This is a genomic window from Pseudomonas shirazensis (genome assembly GCF_014268785.2).
Taxonomy (GTDB): Bacteria; Pseudomonadota; Gammaproteobacteria; order Pseudomonadales; family Pseudomonadaceae; genus Aquipseudomonas; species Aquipseudomonas shirazensis.
Window position 1 is genome coordinate 854,945 of record NZ_JABWRD020000002.1, and the last position, 13,207, is coordinate 868,151.

Below are 13,207 nucleotides of genomic sequence, written 5' to 3' on the forward strand. Positions count from 1 at the left end.
AACCGACGAACAGATCACTGGGACTGTACCGCTTTGGGTTCCACCAAAAGACCGCTTGCGCTCATGGAACCAAAGTAACTTCTGGAAATATCGGCAAAGGCACTGGAAAGCGAGCCTTTGGATTTATCATGATAAGCAAGCGTGATATCCAGGTTACCTATCACTGGGAAGCCATCAACCCCTGTCAAGACTTGAAAGTCTTCGTCAACCGTACTCATCAAGACCGCAGACACGTAGAACCCGGATGCCAATGCCGCGACAATACCTGCATAACTGGTGCTGTTGTAACTTACTCGATAGGCCTTTCTAACACGCTGCAGAGCTTGCAGTATCAAGTCCCTGTCGCCGCAGCCCTTAGTAAAAAGTGCCAAGGGCACCGGACTTTGTGCCAAGGCATTGCTGCCCTTAGCGCAGACCCACTTAAGCTCTTCAGAATGGAGAAGCTCAGATGACACCGCCGGAGGCCTACCCTGCGTCAACACTACATCCAGTTCACCGGACAGATAGCGCTCCCAAATCTGGCTACTGTAACCACAGTGCACTTCAATCTCCATGTCAGGAAAACGCGCAGCACACCGCTTGATAATATCCGAGAAGAAACTGGAGACGTAGGCGTCAGACGTCCCAACCTTGACCTGCCCCTTGTAGCTCATGTCGGTCATCGTGGCGACGGCTTGATCATTCATCTCCAGGATTCTGACAGCATGAACAAGCATCTCGTCGCCTTTGGCCGTCAACGCCAACGCTTTCTTGCCCCTGACAAACAGGTCAGCGCCTAGATGAGCTTCAAGCTTCTGGATCTGCTGGCTTACGGCTGACTGGACGCGACACAGTTTTTCCGAGGCTCTGGAAAAGCTCTTTAATTCCGCCACGGTAACGAATGTGCGCAGCTGATTCATATCAAGGTTCATTCGAAGCTCTATCATCACATTCCGAGATGGGTTGCATCATAATTATTAGCGATCACTTGATCAAACAATGACTTAGCATGCGAGCTTCTCAAATGGAGCCATAGCATGCCATCTAGAATCATCGGGAAAATCGACCTCCGGGACTACAACTTAACCAGGGACATCGAGCATCTCAATTCCGTAACCAAGCAGCCTGAAGAGTACGATGAATTTGGACAAGGCCATTGGAAAAACCTATCCATCTATAATGCGAGCGGCGACGCTTCCGACACTCAGTACAGGAGCACAGACCACTGTTTACCTACTGAGCATGCATTGGCATGCTTGCACCTTCGCGAGTTCATCCATACACATTTTAAGTTCGATAACCTCCAAATGGTTCGCGCCAGGAGCCTCGTTGACGGACTGGTGATACCGCACCGCGACTTCGTGGAACTTGGCCAGAAAACCAAATATTTCAGGGTCTTTGTTGCCCTTGAGGACAATGACGAATCCTTCCACTCTGACGAGCACGGTGTGTTCCAGATGAGGGCAGGCGAAGTCTGGTACCTCGATGCAGGAATAAGCCATGCAGCAGTAAATTTTGGATTACACAGCCGTATGTTTCTCTGCTTGGACTTCATGTTTGAAGATGCCTTTGTCGACACCGATATTTTTGGAGCTCAAGCCGCTATTGACTTTGATTGCCACACCACCTATATCGAGCGCCAACCGCTACACACAACGCACGTATCGGAGATCATTTCCGCCACATCAAAAATCATAAATCGCCATACCTTCAAAGACATTGTATTCGCATTATCAAAGTACCATTTTATCTATGACCTTCCAGTCTCATCCTGCTATGACTGGATCATCAGCGCCGCTAGGCAAGCCGACAACCTAGAAATAATTGACAAGGCTGTCGGGCTGCGCCGCTATCTCATCGAACAGAGAGATATTGGTCAGCGCTATGCAATAAACGACTGGAACGCCTGATCGTGAGCTCCGCTATGACCACAGCAGAAAAATATTACCCCCTGGCTTTTTTACTGATGTGGAGCAGCGGAGCTATCTTCGTAAAGCTCGGCCTCGAGGATGCGTCAGTCTCTGTTTTTCTTACAATTCGCTCTGTTGGCGCAGTGCTGGCCTTGCTCATTGCTTGCTGGCTGACCGCGCCGCACTACAAGTTGAAAGAGAGCCTGCTATTACCAAAAGCCCTTTTGATTCGAGTGATGGGTGTCGGTGTACTTTTACAAGTAGCCTATCAAGCAGCCTACTTCTTTGCCTTGAACCATCACATGTCGCCGGGGGTACTTGCACTGATCCTCGGGTTCCAACCTCTCCTCACCCCAATTTTTGCCAGCGAACGGATTGGCAGGGCTGGCAGCCTATATCTTTTGTTGGGGTTATCAGGCCTGACGATCGCGCTACTCGGCGCCCGTGAACTAGGATCGATAACTGCCATAGGACTATGTTTTGGTTTGGGGTCGGTGCTCGCCATAACGGCCGGTGCGGTCCTGCAGAAGAACACCACGATCAATCCCGTGACCGCCGCTTTTTATCATGCGCTCATTGCTTCGACTACCTTCCTGGCGGTGCTGCCGTTTACGGATATACGACTGAGCTTGACGCCTACGTTTGTCGTTTCGGCACTATGGATGTCCACGGTTGTATCCACGCTCGCTGTTGTCCTGCTATTCAAGATGCTCGCCAGAAACTCCGCCAGCAAGGTGGGTGTTCTCTTCTATATGGTCCCCGTCATAACCATGGCAATGGATTACCTTGCATTTGGCAACAAGATTAATTGGTTAACCCTGTTGGGGGCTTGTTTGGTCATGGTAGCGGTAAAGGGCTTTGGAGCGACGCAAGCTAAGCCGGATACACCCACAATCGAAAAACAATAGTTTCTGCTCTTCTTCAACCCCGCCACCCGATCGTAGTTCGCAACGCAACTCGTCGCAATGGCCTGAGGCATCTGAGCGCCGGTTTGGGAAATGGACTACACGGTAGAGGGAAAATCCGAGACATCAGATCAAATAAAACTGATTGTGCGCCACAGGCAGCACACTAAGTTCACGTGGCATCAACACCTGCTGACTACTGAGTAGCAAATTCAACCTGGTGACTACCGGCTGATTCTAGGTCGACGTCGCCTGTAATTGGGGCTGCTGCGCAGCCCTTTCGCGACACAAGGCCGCTCCAGATGACCGCGCATGGCAGCGGGACGAGGTGCCTGGCCCGTGTATGCCGACTGAACGCGGTTGAGCGGCCTTGTGTCGCGAAAGGGCCGCGAAGCGGCCCCAAAACCAGCAGCAGCTACACCAATCCGCGCCTGGCCACCGTCCACTTACGCAACGCCAGCGCAATCACCGCCGCACTCCCGACTCGGCGTCATCAATGCCCAATGACGCACGAAGCACCAATTCTAGCCCCCACTCACCGACACCAAATTAATCACGTCCGGTTGCGCCATAGCCACCACAGGCTCCAGCCTTTGATTGCCTCGAAAGCTAAAAAAATCACCATCCAAAGCCAGGCATTAATACCTGGAATAACGAGGAGTAGGGAAAACGAGGGGATCGCAAACATCAACCTACCTGGGAATTGGATAACTGCGAGATATAAAGCGTACGTTCTTCCAGCAAGGAACAACACGCACGTCACGATAACTGAGATCTGGACTGCAGCGCCGAGCCATATTAAAAACTCCAGCCCACCACCCCAGCACTGCATACTTTCTAAACCAGAATAAAAATCACCCAAGATCGGAACTCTGCCGCGTTTCAAACTGCCATACACAAGGAACGCTACATAAAGCGCATCCATCCCTCCCCATAGCATTTGAATCAACCGTATCTTCCGACCTGACGAGATCTGTAGACGACTTGTCATTTCAGTTCATATACCTCGTCTGCAATTACACGGCGCCAATACCACACGCTGCCCGACACCTCCCACGCATCGTCTCCCTGTACATAAATTTGCACTGTTTCTTTGACTTCTCCACACTTATATATCGCCGAGGACGCCGCAATATAAAGTTCCTCATCGCCTAGAGGCACCCATTTTTGCGTCACGACCCTCGTAGTGTTCGCATAGTCTTTTCCATCGCTCAAGAACACTCGCCCCTCATCACTAAGCGACGCCAGAAAATTTCCAAAAAAAGCTGCACCTGAAGCTATTTTCCTTCTACGCACATCCATTATCTTCCACTTCCCAGGACCAAAACTCAGCGATCCAGCAGGAGATCTTCTTTCCACACATCATTCCAGCGAATCAATCTGTCCATATTTCCCCCTACAAAGGGACAATATCTACAACTTGTGAGGCGTTTCTGTCTCGCCAAGAAATCCGAGAAGCATGTAGGAAGTTTCCGATCGCCCTCCCCCCACTCTGTGATGCCCCATCACTAGGACCTATTGTTCTAGTGCCACGGCAAATTCACGCATAGCCTTGCACCAACCCCATCACTGGACCCGCCAGCATGTCCGAAACCCTGCTCAGCTCCCGCAACCTGGCTTTCGAGCTCTACGAAGTTCTCGACGCCGAGGCCCTGACCCAGCGCCCACGCTTCGCCGAGCACAGCCGGGAAACCTTCGATGCGGCGTTGGCCACTGCGCGCACCATCGCCGAGAAGTACTTCGCCGGGCACAACCGGAAGGCCGACGAAAATGAACCGCGCTACGTGGATGGCCGGGCCGAGTTGATTGCCGAGGTGAAGCCTGCGGTCGATGCCTTTTTGCAGGCGGGTTTCCTCAATGCCAACCGCGATTTCGAGGTCGGTGGCATGCAGTTGCCGAGCCTGCTCTCGCAAGCCTGTTTCGCGCACTTCCAGGCCGCCAACGCGGGCACTACGGCCTACCCGTTTCTGACCATGGGCGCCGCCAACCTGATCGAGAGTTTCGGCAGCGATGAGCAGAAGCGCTTGTTCCTGCAGCCGATGATCGAGGGGCGCTACTTCGGCACCATGGCCCTGACCGAACCCCATGCTGGCTCGTCACTGGCGGATATCCGCACCCGCGCCGAACCGGCTGGCGATGGCAGCTACCGGATCAAGGGCAACAAGATCTTCATCTCTGGCGGCGACCATCAGCTGTCGGAGAACATCGTCCATCTAGTGCTGGCCAAGCTGCCGGATGCGCCGGCCGGGGTGAAGGGCATTTCGCTGTTTATCGTGCCCAAGTACCTGGCCAATGCCGATGGCAGCCTGGGCCCGCGCAACGATGTGCTGCTGGCCGGGCTGTTCCACAAGATGGGCTGGCGTGGCACCACCTCGACGGCACTGAATTTCGGCGATCAAAGCAACTGTGTCGGCTACCTGCTCGGCCAGCCGCATCATGGCCTGGCCTGTATGTTCCAGATGATGAACGAGGCGCGGATCGGCGTCGGCATGGGCGCGGTGATGCTTGGCTATGCCGGTTATCTGTACTCGCTAGACTACGCCCGCCAGCGCCCGCAAGGGCGCCTGCCGGACAACAAGGACCCACTCAGCGCGGCGGTGCCGATCATTGCCCACAGCGATGTGAAGCGCATGCTGCTGACGCAGAAGGCCTACGTTGAAGGCGCCTTCGATCTGGGCTTGTATGCCGCACGTCTGTTCGACGATACCCACACAGCGCCCAGCGCCAGCGAGCGCCAGCAGGCCCAGGCATTGCTCGACCTGCTGACGCCGATCGTCAAATCCTGGCCCTCGGAGTTTTGCCTGAAGGCCAATGAGCTGGCGATCCAGATTCTTGGCGGCCACGGCTATACCCGCGAGTACCCGGTCGAACAGTACTACCGCGACAACCGTCTGAACCCGATCCACGAGGGCACGCATGGCATTCAGTCGCTCGACCTGCTCGGGCGCAAGCTGGCGCACAACGGCGGCGCCGGGCTCAAGCAGCTGATTCGGCTGATGGCTGCCACCGCCGAACGCGCCAGCCATCACCCGGCGCTGGATGAGCTGCGCCAGCCGCTCGAGCAGTTGGTCAATCGGCTGCAGGCCGTCACTCTGGCTTTGCTGGGTGATATGGCCGCTGGCAAGGTCAGCCTGGCGCTGGCCAACTCGGCGCTGTACCTCAAGGTATTTGGCCATTGCGTGATTGGCTGGCGCTGGCTGGAGCAGGCGCTGCATGCCGAGCGCGGGCTGGTCAACGGCGCGGCGGCCGACCACGACTTCTATCGTGGCAAGTTGCAGGCGGCGCGTTATTTCCTGACTTGGGAAGTACCAGGCTGCCATACTGAGCTGGCACTGCTCGAGGCCCGTGATGACACCTGCCTGAGCATGCACGAAGGGTGGTTCTAGGGGGAGCCGCCGCGTTCACGGAGTTCTGCCCATGTTCGATTCCAGCGCCCTGCTGCGTCAGCGCTTTGCTGCGCTGCGCAGTACGGCCGAGGTGTTTTCGCTGCGCCACGTCAAGCAGTCCTATCAAGGCTTGGCGGTGCGCCGCAATGTTGCCCAGCCACCGTTCTTCAATCAGGACGAAGGCGCCATGCTCACCGTGCGCATCAACGGTGTGGAGGCCTACGCGGCCACCGCCGATCTTTCGCAAAGCGGCTTGCAACGGGCGCTGGAGCAAGCCGAAGCGCTGGCCCGGCAGATCGCCCGGCACAGCCTGCTGGACTTGAGTACGCAAGCGGTGCCGAGCGAGCGCCATGACCATGTCTCCCCCAACTTCATTCAGCCGCTGCCAAACCTGGCCGATTGCCTGGGCCTGCTCGCCGCCGAATCGGCCAGCGTGCCGACGGACAACCGCCTGGTCGACTGGCAGGCGAGCCTGGGTATCAGCGAAGTCGAACAGACCTACCTGAACTCGGCCGGCGCCGAACTGCGTCACGCCCAGCGCTTTTTGTTTCCGGGCATGGGCGTCACTGCCAGCGACGGCCAGGACAGCCAGAGCCGCAGCCTGGGCCGGGACAATTTTGGCCAGCAGGGCGGTTTCGAGATCATCGAGCGCTGCGGCCTGATCGGTGCCGCGACGCAGGTTGCCGATCAGGCCTTGCAACTGTTGCTGGCGCCCAACACGCCGAGCGGCAAGCGCGACCTGTTGCTGATGCCTGACCAGATGATGCTGCAGATCCACGAGTCGATCGGCCACCCGCTGGAGATGGACCGAATTCTGGGCGACGAGCGCAACTACGCCGGTACCAGTTTCGTCAAAGCCAGCGACTTCGGCCAGCTCCAGTATGGCTCGAACCTGCTCAACGTGACCTTCGACCCGACCATCGCCGAAGAGCTGGCCAGCTACAGCCACGACGATGACGGCACGGCCGCCAGCAAGCAGTTCCTGATCCGTCAGGGCAGGCTGTTGCGCCCGCTCGGGGGCGCGCTGTCGCAGTTCCGCTCCGGGCTTGATGGGGTCGCCAACAGCCGCGCCTGCAGCTGGAACCGCGCGCCGATCGACCGCATGGCCAACCTCAATATCGAACCCGGCGAGCAGTCGCTGGCGCAGCTGATTGGCGGTATCGAGCAGGGCATCCTGATGCGCACCAACCGCTCGTGGTCGATTGACGATGCGCGCAACAAGTTTCAGTTTGGCTGCGAGTGGGGCCAGTTGATTGAAGACGGCCAACTCAAGGGCGTGGTCAAGAACCCTAACTACCGCGGTATTTCGGCGCAGTTCTGGCGCGACCTGTCGGCAGTCGGCGACCGCAGCACTTTCGAGGTGCTCGGCACCCCCAACTGCGGCAAGGGCGAGCCCAATCAGGTGGTGCGGGTCGGCCATGCGTCGCCGGCCTGTGTGTTCAGCCAGATCGATGTATTCGGAGGAGACGCCTGATGCGCGCCACACCCCAGGAGCAATTCCAGCAGCTGCTGCAGACCTTGCGTGCAGCCCTGCGCGACGGCGAGCAGTTCACCCTCGGTTTCAGCGCCGAGCAGTCGCAGTTCATTCGTTTCAACCATGCCAAGGTGCGCCAGGCCGGTGTGGTCAGCCAGGCCAGCGCCCAGCTCCGGCTGGTCGACAATGGCCGCCAGGCCGAGCAACAATTCACCTTGTGTGGCGATGCCGAGCTTGACCAGCAGCGCCTGCACGATGCCCTCAAGCAATTGCGCCAGACCTTGCCGCTGCTGGCAGTCGACCCGTACCTGAGCCTGGACGACAGCGCCTGGCAGTCGCACAGCCTGCAACAACAGGCGCTGCCGGACCCAGCCGAGGTGCTGGCGCTGGTCGAACGCGAAGCTGCCGAACTGGATTTGGTCGGCATCTACGCCGCCGGCCCGATCTGCCGCGGCTTTGCCAGTTCGTTCGGGGCGTTTGGCTGGCATGAAGCGGTCAGTTTCAACTTCGACTGGAGCCTGTTCCACGCCAACGGAGAGGCAGTCAAAGCCAACTATGCCGGCCAGAGCTGGGACGCCGCTGCCTTTGTCGAGCGTTTGCGCCTGGCCCGCGAGCAACTGGCCTATCTGGGCCTGCCTGGGGTGCTGCTCAAGCCCGGCAGCTATCGCGCTTACCTGGCGCCAGCGGCCATGGATGAAATCGCCGGCATGCTCTGCTGGGGCGGTTTTTCCGCGCAGGCACTGGCCACCGGCAACAGCGCCTTGCAGCGGCTGTACAGCGGCGATGCGCAATTGAGCCCGCTGGTGAGTATCAGCGAGCAGGTCAGTGGCTCGCTGAGCCCGGCGTTTTCCGACGAAGGTTCGCAGCGCCAGGACCTGCAACTGATCGCCGAGGGTCGCGGCCTGCAGCGCTTGGTCAGTGCCCGCAGCGCAGCGGAGTTCAAGCTGGCCGCCAACGGCGCCGACAGCTACGAGTCACCCTGCGCGCTGAGCCTGGCGCCGGGCGAGTTGGCCACCGCCGACATCCTCCAGCGCCTGGGCACCGGCCTGTACATCAGCAACCTGTGGTACCTGAACTACTCTGACCTGCCAGCAGCACGGATGACCGGCCTGACCCGCTTTGCCACCTTCTGGGTCAAGAACGGCGAGATTCAGGGACCGGTCAGCACCATGCGCTTCGACGATACCCTGTACAACCTGCTCGGCCAGCAGCTCGAAGCCTTGACTGCCGAGCGTGAGCTGATCCTTTCGACCAGCACCTACGGCCAACGGCAAACCGGATCGAGTCATTTGCCGGGCGCGCTGGTCAAAGCGATGACCCTGACTCTGTAACACCGCCGCCTGGAAGGATTTGAGGCCGCCATGACCGATCGCGCACCGCTTGACCCTGTCACCGCCCGCTGGATCCCGTGGGTGGTGGCGATTGCCTTTTTCATGCAGTCACTCGACGGCACTATCCTCAACACTGCGCTGCCGGCGATGGCGCGCTCGCTCGAGGAAGACCCGCTGCGCATGCAAGGGGTGATCATCGCCTACATGCTCACCGTGGCCTTGCTGATCCCGGCCTCTGGCTGGATCTCCGACCGCTTTGGCACCAAGCGGATCTTCTTCAGCGCGATCCTCTTGTTCAGCTTTGGCTCACTGCTGTGCGCCCTGGCCAACAGCCTCGGTTTCCTGATCGGGGCGCGGATCGTTCAGGGCCTGGGCGGTGCCTTGATGCTGCCGGTCGGGCGGCTGGTGGTGCTGCGCGCCTACCCGCGTTCAGAGCTGGTGCGGATCATGAGCTTCATCACCATCCCCGGCCTGCTCGGCCCGCTGCTGGGGCCGACCGTTGGCGGCTGGCTGGTAGAAATCCTCAGCTGGCACTGGATCTTCTTGCTCAACCTGCCGGTGGGTGCGCTGGGCTGTTGGGCGGTGTGGAAGTTCATCCCCGACCTGCGCGGCAGCGAGCGCACGACCTTCGATACACCTGGGTTCCTCCTGTTTGGTGCAGCGATGGTGCTGATCACCATTGCCATGGAAGGCCTGGGTGAGCTGCACATGCCGCACCTGCGGGTGATGTTGCTGCTGTTTGCCGGCATGGCATGCCTGGCGGCCTACTGGCTGCGTGCCGGGCGCGATCCCGAGCCGCTGTTCTCGCCCAGCCTGTTCCGCGTGCGCACCTTCGCCATCGGTATTCTCGGCAATCTGTTCGCTCGTCTGGGCAGCGGTGCCCTGCCCTTCCTGGTGCCGCTGCTGCTGCAGATCGCCCTGGGCTATTCGCCGTCCCAGGCTGGCATGAGCATGATCCCTCTGGCAGCAGCGGCGATGGTTGCCAAGTCGGTGGCACGGCCGCTGATCGAGCGGCTCGGCTACCGCATCATCCTCACCGGCAATACCGTGCTGCTGGGCATCCTCCTGGCGAGCCTGGGCCTGGTCGATGAGCAGACGCCGTATGCTTTGTTGCTGGTGCAGCTGTCGTTGCTCGGTGCAGTCAACTCGCTGCAGTTCACCGCGATGAACACGGTAACCCTGATCGATCTCGACGATGCCAGTGCCAGCAGCGGCAACGGCTTGCTTTCGGTGGTTGCGCAACTGGCCTTGAGCCTGGGCGTGGCCTGTGCCGGTGCCCTGCTCGGCGGCTTCACCGCGGCTGGTAACGGCGATGGCGTTGAGAGCGTGCTGGGGGCCTTCCAGCTGACCTTCTTCACCATCGGCCTGATGTCGATGCTGGCAGCGGCGATCTTCCTGCAACTGGCGCCAAGCGACGGCAGGCGTGCCCGTCGTCCGGAAGCCGAGATCGAACCTTAGGGGGAATGACCACGAGGCTGGTAGACTATCGGGCATTTTTCGCTTTGCTACCCAGGCCCGCCTCGTGACCACCGAATCCACCGCATTTGCCTCTCTGCCCTTGTCTGCCGCCATGCTGGCCAACCTGGAGGCGCTCGGCTATGCCGCGATGACCCCGATCCAGGCCCAGAGCCTGCCGGTGATCCTGCGTGGCCAGGACCTGATCGCCCAGGCCAAGACCGGCAGCGGCAAGACTGCCGCCTTCGGCATCGGCCTGCTCAATCCGCTCAACCCGCGCTACTTCGGCTGCCAGGCACTGGTCCTGTGCCCGACCCGCGAGCTGGCTGACCAGGTGGCCAAAGAACTGCGCCGGCTGGCCCGGGCGGAAGACAACATCAAGATCCTGACCCTCTGCGGTGGCGTTTCGCTCGGCCCGCAGATCGCCTCGCTGGAGCACGGCGCGCACATCATCGTTGGCACTCCGGGCCGGGTTCAGCAGCATCTGGACAAGGGCACGCTGGTCCTCGACGGGCTCAACACGCTGGTGCTCGACGAAGCCGACCGCATGCTCGACATGGGCTTCTTCGACGCAATTGCCGCGATCATCGGCAAGACGCCGTCGCGCCGGCAGACCTTGCTGTTCTCGGCCACCTACCCGAGCGGCATCGAGCAACTGGCCGCTGACTTCATGCGCAAACCGCAGCAGGTCAAGGTCGACGCGCTGCACAGCGAAACCCAGATCGAGCAGAGCTTCATCGAGATCGACCCGCAGCAGCGCCTTGAAGCGCTGACCCGCGTGCTCGCGCACTACCGCCCTGAATCGTGCGTGGCGTTCTGCTTCACCAAGCAGCAGTGCGACGAGGTGGTCAACCACCTGACCGCCAAGGGCATCGTTGCCCAGGCGCTGCATGGCGACCTGGAGCAGCGTGACCGCGATCAGGTGCTGGCGATGTTCGCCAACCGTAGCATCTCGGTGCTGGTTGCCACCGACGTTGCCGCGCGCGGCCTGGATATCGACGGCCTGGACATGGTCATCAACGTCGAACTGGCGCGTGATGCCGAAATCCACGTACACCGTGTCGGCCGTACCGGCCGTGCTGGCGAAAAGGGCGTCGCCGTCAGCTTGGTCGCTCCCGCCGAAGGCCATCGCGCCCAGGCGATCGAGCAGCAACAGAAGCGCCCCCTGCGCTGGGAACAGCTGGACAACCTCAAGAGCCAGGGCGGCGAGCCGCTGCTGCCGGTAATGGTCACTCTGTGCATCGGCGCCGGGCGTAAAGACAAGCTGCGCCCGGGTGACATTCTCGGTGCACTGACCGGCGACGCCGGCATCCCTGGCAAGCAGGTCGGCAAGATCGCCATCTTCGACTTCCAGGCCTTCGTTGCGGTCGAGCGAGCATTGGCCAAGCAGGCCGTGCAGCGCCTCAACAGCGGCAAGATCAAGGGCCGCGCGCTGAGAGTGCGTATCCTCTGATAGCTGCAGCAACCCTGTGCCGGCGGCACAGGGTCGGCCTCACCCTCGTTCAACTGATTCCAGGTAACCCCCGTGCACTCCACCGACGTGATCATCCTCGGCGCTGGCGCCGCCGGCCTGATGTGCGCTCAGCTCAGCGCCAATCGTGGCCGCCGTGTGCTGCTGCTCGACCATGCCAACAAACCGGGCAAGAAGATCCTCATGTCGGGTGGCGGGCGTTGCAACTTCACAAACATGTACACCGAGCCGAGCAACTTCCTCTCGAACAACCCGCACTTCTGCAAATCGGCGCTGGCCCGCTATACCCAGTGGGACTTCATCGAACTGGTGGCCAAGCACCAGGTGCCGTATCACGAGAAGAAGCTCGGTCAGCTGTTCTGCGATAACAAATCCAGCGACATCCTCGACCTGCTGCTGGCCGAGTGCAACGCCGCAGGGGTGGACCTGCGCATGGACACCAGCATCGAGACCATCGAGAAAACCGCCGAGGGTTATCGGCTGCAGACCAGCGCCGGCCCGTTCGCCTGCCAGTCGCTGGTGATCGCCACCGGCGGGTTATCGATCCCGACGTTGGGCGCCAGCGGCTTCGGCTACCAGGTAGCGCGCCAGTTCGGCCACACCTTGCTGCCAACCCGTGCCGGGCTGGTGCCGTTCACCATCACCGAGCCGCAGCTCAAGGCCATGTGCACCGAGCTTTCGGGCACCTCGCTGGACTGCACCGCCAGCTGCAACGGCAGCAGCTTTCGCGAGAACCTGCTGTTTACTCACCGCGGCCTGAGTGGCCCGGCGATTCTGCAGATTTCTTCGTTCTGGGAGGCCGGCGACAGCGTCGAGATCAACCTGCTGCCTGACCGTGACGCGCTGGACTGGCTGCAAAGCCAGCAAATCGAGCGCGCCAACAGCGAGCTGAAGACCGTGCTCGGCGAGGTGTTCACGCGCAAGCTGGCAAACCTGCTGGCCGAGCAGTGGTTCGAATCAAAGCCGATGAAGCAGTACACCCCGGCCGAGCTGGCACAGATCGCTGACAAGCTGGCCTGCTGGCAGGTAGTGCCGGCCGGCACCGAAGGTTATCGCACGGCCGAGGTCACCCTGGGCGGCGTCGACACGCGCGAAGTGTCGTCCAAGACCATGGAATCGCTGAAAAGCCCTGGGCTGTATTTCATCGGTGAAGTGCTCGATGTCAGTGGCCATCTCGGCGGATTTAATTTCCAGTGGGCCTGGGCTTCTGCCAACGCCGCGGCGCAGTTCGTGTAATGTAGAATCCTTTCAGCAATGCCCTGAAAGGTTCTCATCGATCACTGCCAGCAGGCCACT

General features: G+C 59.9%; 11 protein-coding genes. 8 read left to right on the top strand and 3 right to left on the bottom strand.

Going from position 1 to position 13,207, the window contains the following annotated elements; translation table 11 throughout:
* Positions 1 to 14: 14 nt before the first annotated feature.
* A complete protein-coding gene (locus HU736_RS15195; protein ID WP_207073801.1) occupies positions 15 to 899 on the bottom strand; it encodes a LysR family transcriptional regulator in 885 nt (294 codons plus the stop codon).
* Between the two features lie 117 nt (positions 900 to 1,016).
* On the opposite strand from HU736_RS15195, the gene HU736_RS15200 reads away from it, so the two are divergent.
* Together HU736_RS15200 and HU736_RS15205 are read left to right on the top strand one after the other, a co-directional pair.
* Entirely contained in the window at positions 1,017 to 1,889 is an 873-nt protein-coding gene (locus tag HU736_RS15200) for an aspartyl/asparaginyl beta-hydroxylase domain-containing protein (protein WP_186700690.1), read from the top strand.
* 14 nt (positions 1,890 to 1,903) lie between these two features.
* The gene (locus tag HU736_RS15205) at positions 1,904 to 2,797 is read left to right on the top strand and encodes a DMT family transporter (protein WP_186700692.1); all 894 of its coding nucleotides are present in this window, start codon (positions 1,904 to 1,906) and stop codon (positions 2,795 to 2,797) included.
* 550 nt (positions 2,798 to 3,347) lie between these two features.
* Here the strand turns inward: HU736_RS15205 and HU736_RS15210 are convergent.
* Positions 3,348 to 3,719 (bottom strand): hypothetical protein, encoded by a 372-nt coding sequence (locus HU736_RS15210; protein ID WP_146047314.1) that lies wholly within the window; start codon positions 3,717 to 3,719, stop codon positions 3,348 to 3,350.
* A gap of 62 nt (positions 3,720 to 3,781) precedes the next feature.
* Positions 3,782 to 4,153, bottom strand: a complete 372-nt coding sequence (locus HU736_RS15215; protein WP_146047313.1) for a hypothetical protein — start codon at positions 4,151 to 4,153, stop codon at positions 3,782 to 3,784.
* A 224-nt stretch (positions 4,154 to 4,377) separates the two neighbouring features.
* Between HU736_RS15215 and HU736_RS15220 the strand changes: the two genes are divergently transcribed.
* The 6 genes from HU736_RS15220 (at position 4,378) to HU736_RS15245 (ending at position 13,147) form a co-directional block, all read left to right on the top strand.
* The gene (locus tag HU736_RS15220; protein WP_186700694.1) at positions 4,378 to 6,180 is read left to right on the top strand and encodes an acyl-CoA dehydrogenase; all 1,803 of its coding nucleotides are present in this window, start codon (positions 4,378 to 4,380) and stop codon (positions 6,178 to 6,180) included.
* A gap of 31 nt (positions 6,181 to 6,211) precedes the next feature.
* A complete protein-coding gene (locus HU736_RS15225; RefSeq protein ID WP_103435811.1) occupies positions 6,212 to 7,654 on the top strand; it encodes a TldD/PmbA family protein in 1,443 nt (480 codons plus the stop codon).
* Positions 7,654 to 8,985, top strand: a complete 1,332-nt coding sequence (locus HU736_RS15230; RefSeq protein ID WP_186700696.1) for a TldD/PmbA family protein — start codon at positions 7,654 to 7,656, stop codon at positions 8,983 to 8,985. The genes HU736_RS15225 and HU736_RS15230 overlap by 1 nt, the downstream gene beginning before the upstream one ends.
* Before the next feature lie 30 nt (positions 8,986 to 9,015).
* Positions 9,016 to 10,443 carry a multidrug transporter subunit MdtD gene (gene mdtD / locus HU736_RS15235; RefSeq protein ID WP_103435809.1) on the top strand — a complete coding sequence of 476 codons (1,428 nt, stop codon included), beginning with the start codon at positions 9,016 to 9,018 and terminating at the stop codon, positions 10,441 to 10,443.
* A gap of 64 nt (positions 10,444 to 10,507) precedes the next feature.
* A complete protein-coding gene (gene dbpA, locus HU736_RS15240; protein WP_103435808.1) occupies positions 10,508 to 11,893 on the top strand; it encodes an ATP-dependent RNA helicase DbpA in 1,386 nt (461 codons plus the stop codon).
* 72 nt (positions 11,894 to 11,965) lie between these two features.
* Positions 11,966 to 13,147: a BaiN/RdsA family NAD(P)/FAD-dependent oxidoreductase gene (locus HU736_RS15245; RefSeq protein ID WP_103435807.1), complete on the top strand. Its 1,182-nt coding sequence runs from the start codon at positions 11,966 to 11,968 to the stop codon at positions 13,145 to 13,147.
* Positions 13,148 to 13,207: the final 60 nt, after the last annotated feature.

Coding starts and splice junctions, on each gene's coding strand:
- HU736_RS15195 (WP_207073801.1), bottom strand. CDS start 899: ATGAATCAGCTGCGCACATTCGTTACCGTGGCGGAATTAAAGAGCTTT.
- HU736_RS15200 (WP_186700690.1), top strand. CDS start 1,017: ATGCCATCTAGAATCATCGGGAAAATCGACCTCCGGGACTACAACTTA.
- HU736_RS15205 (WP_186700692.1), top strand. CDS start 1,904: ATGACCACAGCAGAAAAATATTACCCCCTGGCTTTTTTACTGATGTGG.
- HU736_RS15210 (WP_146047314.1), bottom strand. CDS start 3,719: ATGGATGCGCTTTATGTAGCGTTCCTTGTGTATGGCAGTTTGAAACGC.
- HU736_RS15220 (WP_186700694.1), top strand. CDS start 4,378: ATGTCCGAAACCCTGCTCAGCTCCCGCAACCTGGCTTTCGAGCTCTAC.
- HU736_RS15225 (WP_103435811.1), top strand. CDS start 6,212: ATGTTCGATTCCAGCGCCCTGCTGCGTCAGCGCTTTGCTGCGCTGCGC.
- HU736_RS15230 (WP_186700696.1), top strand. CDS start 7,654: ATGCGCGCCACACCCCAGGAGCAATTCCAGCAGCTGCTGCAGACCTTG.
- mdtD (WP_103435809.1), top strand. CDS start 9,016: ATGACCGATCGCGCACCGCTTGACCCTGTCACCGCCCGCTGGATCCCG.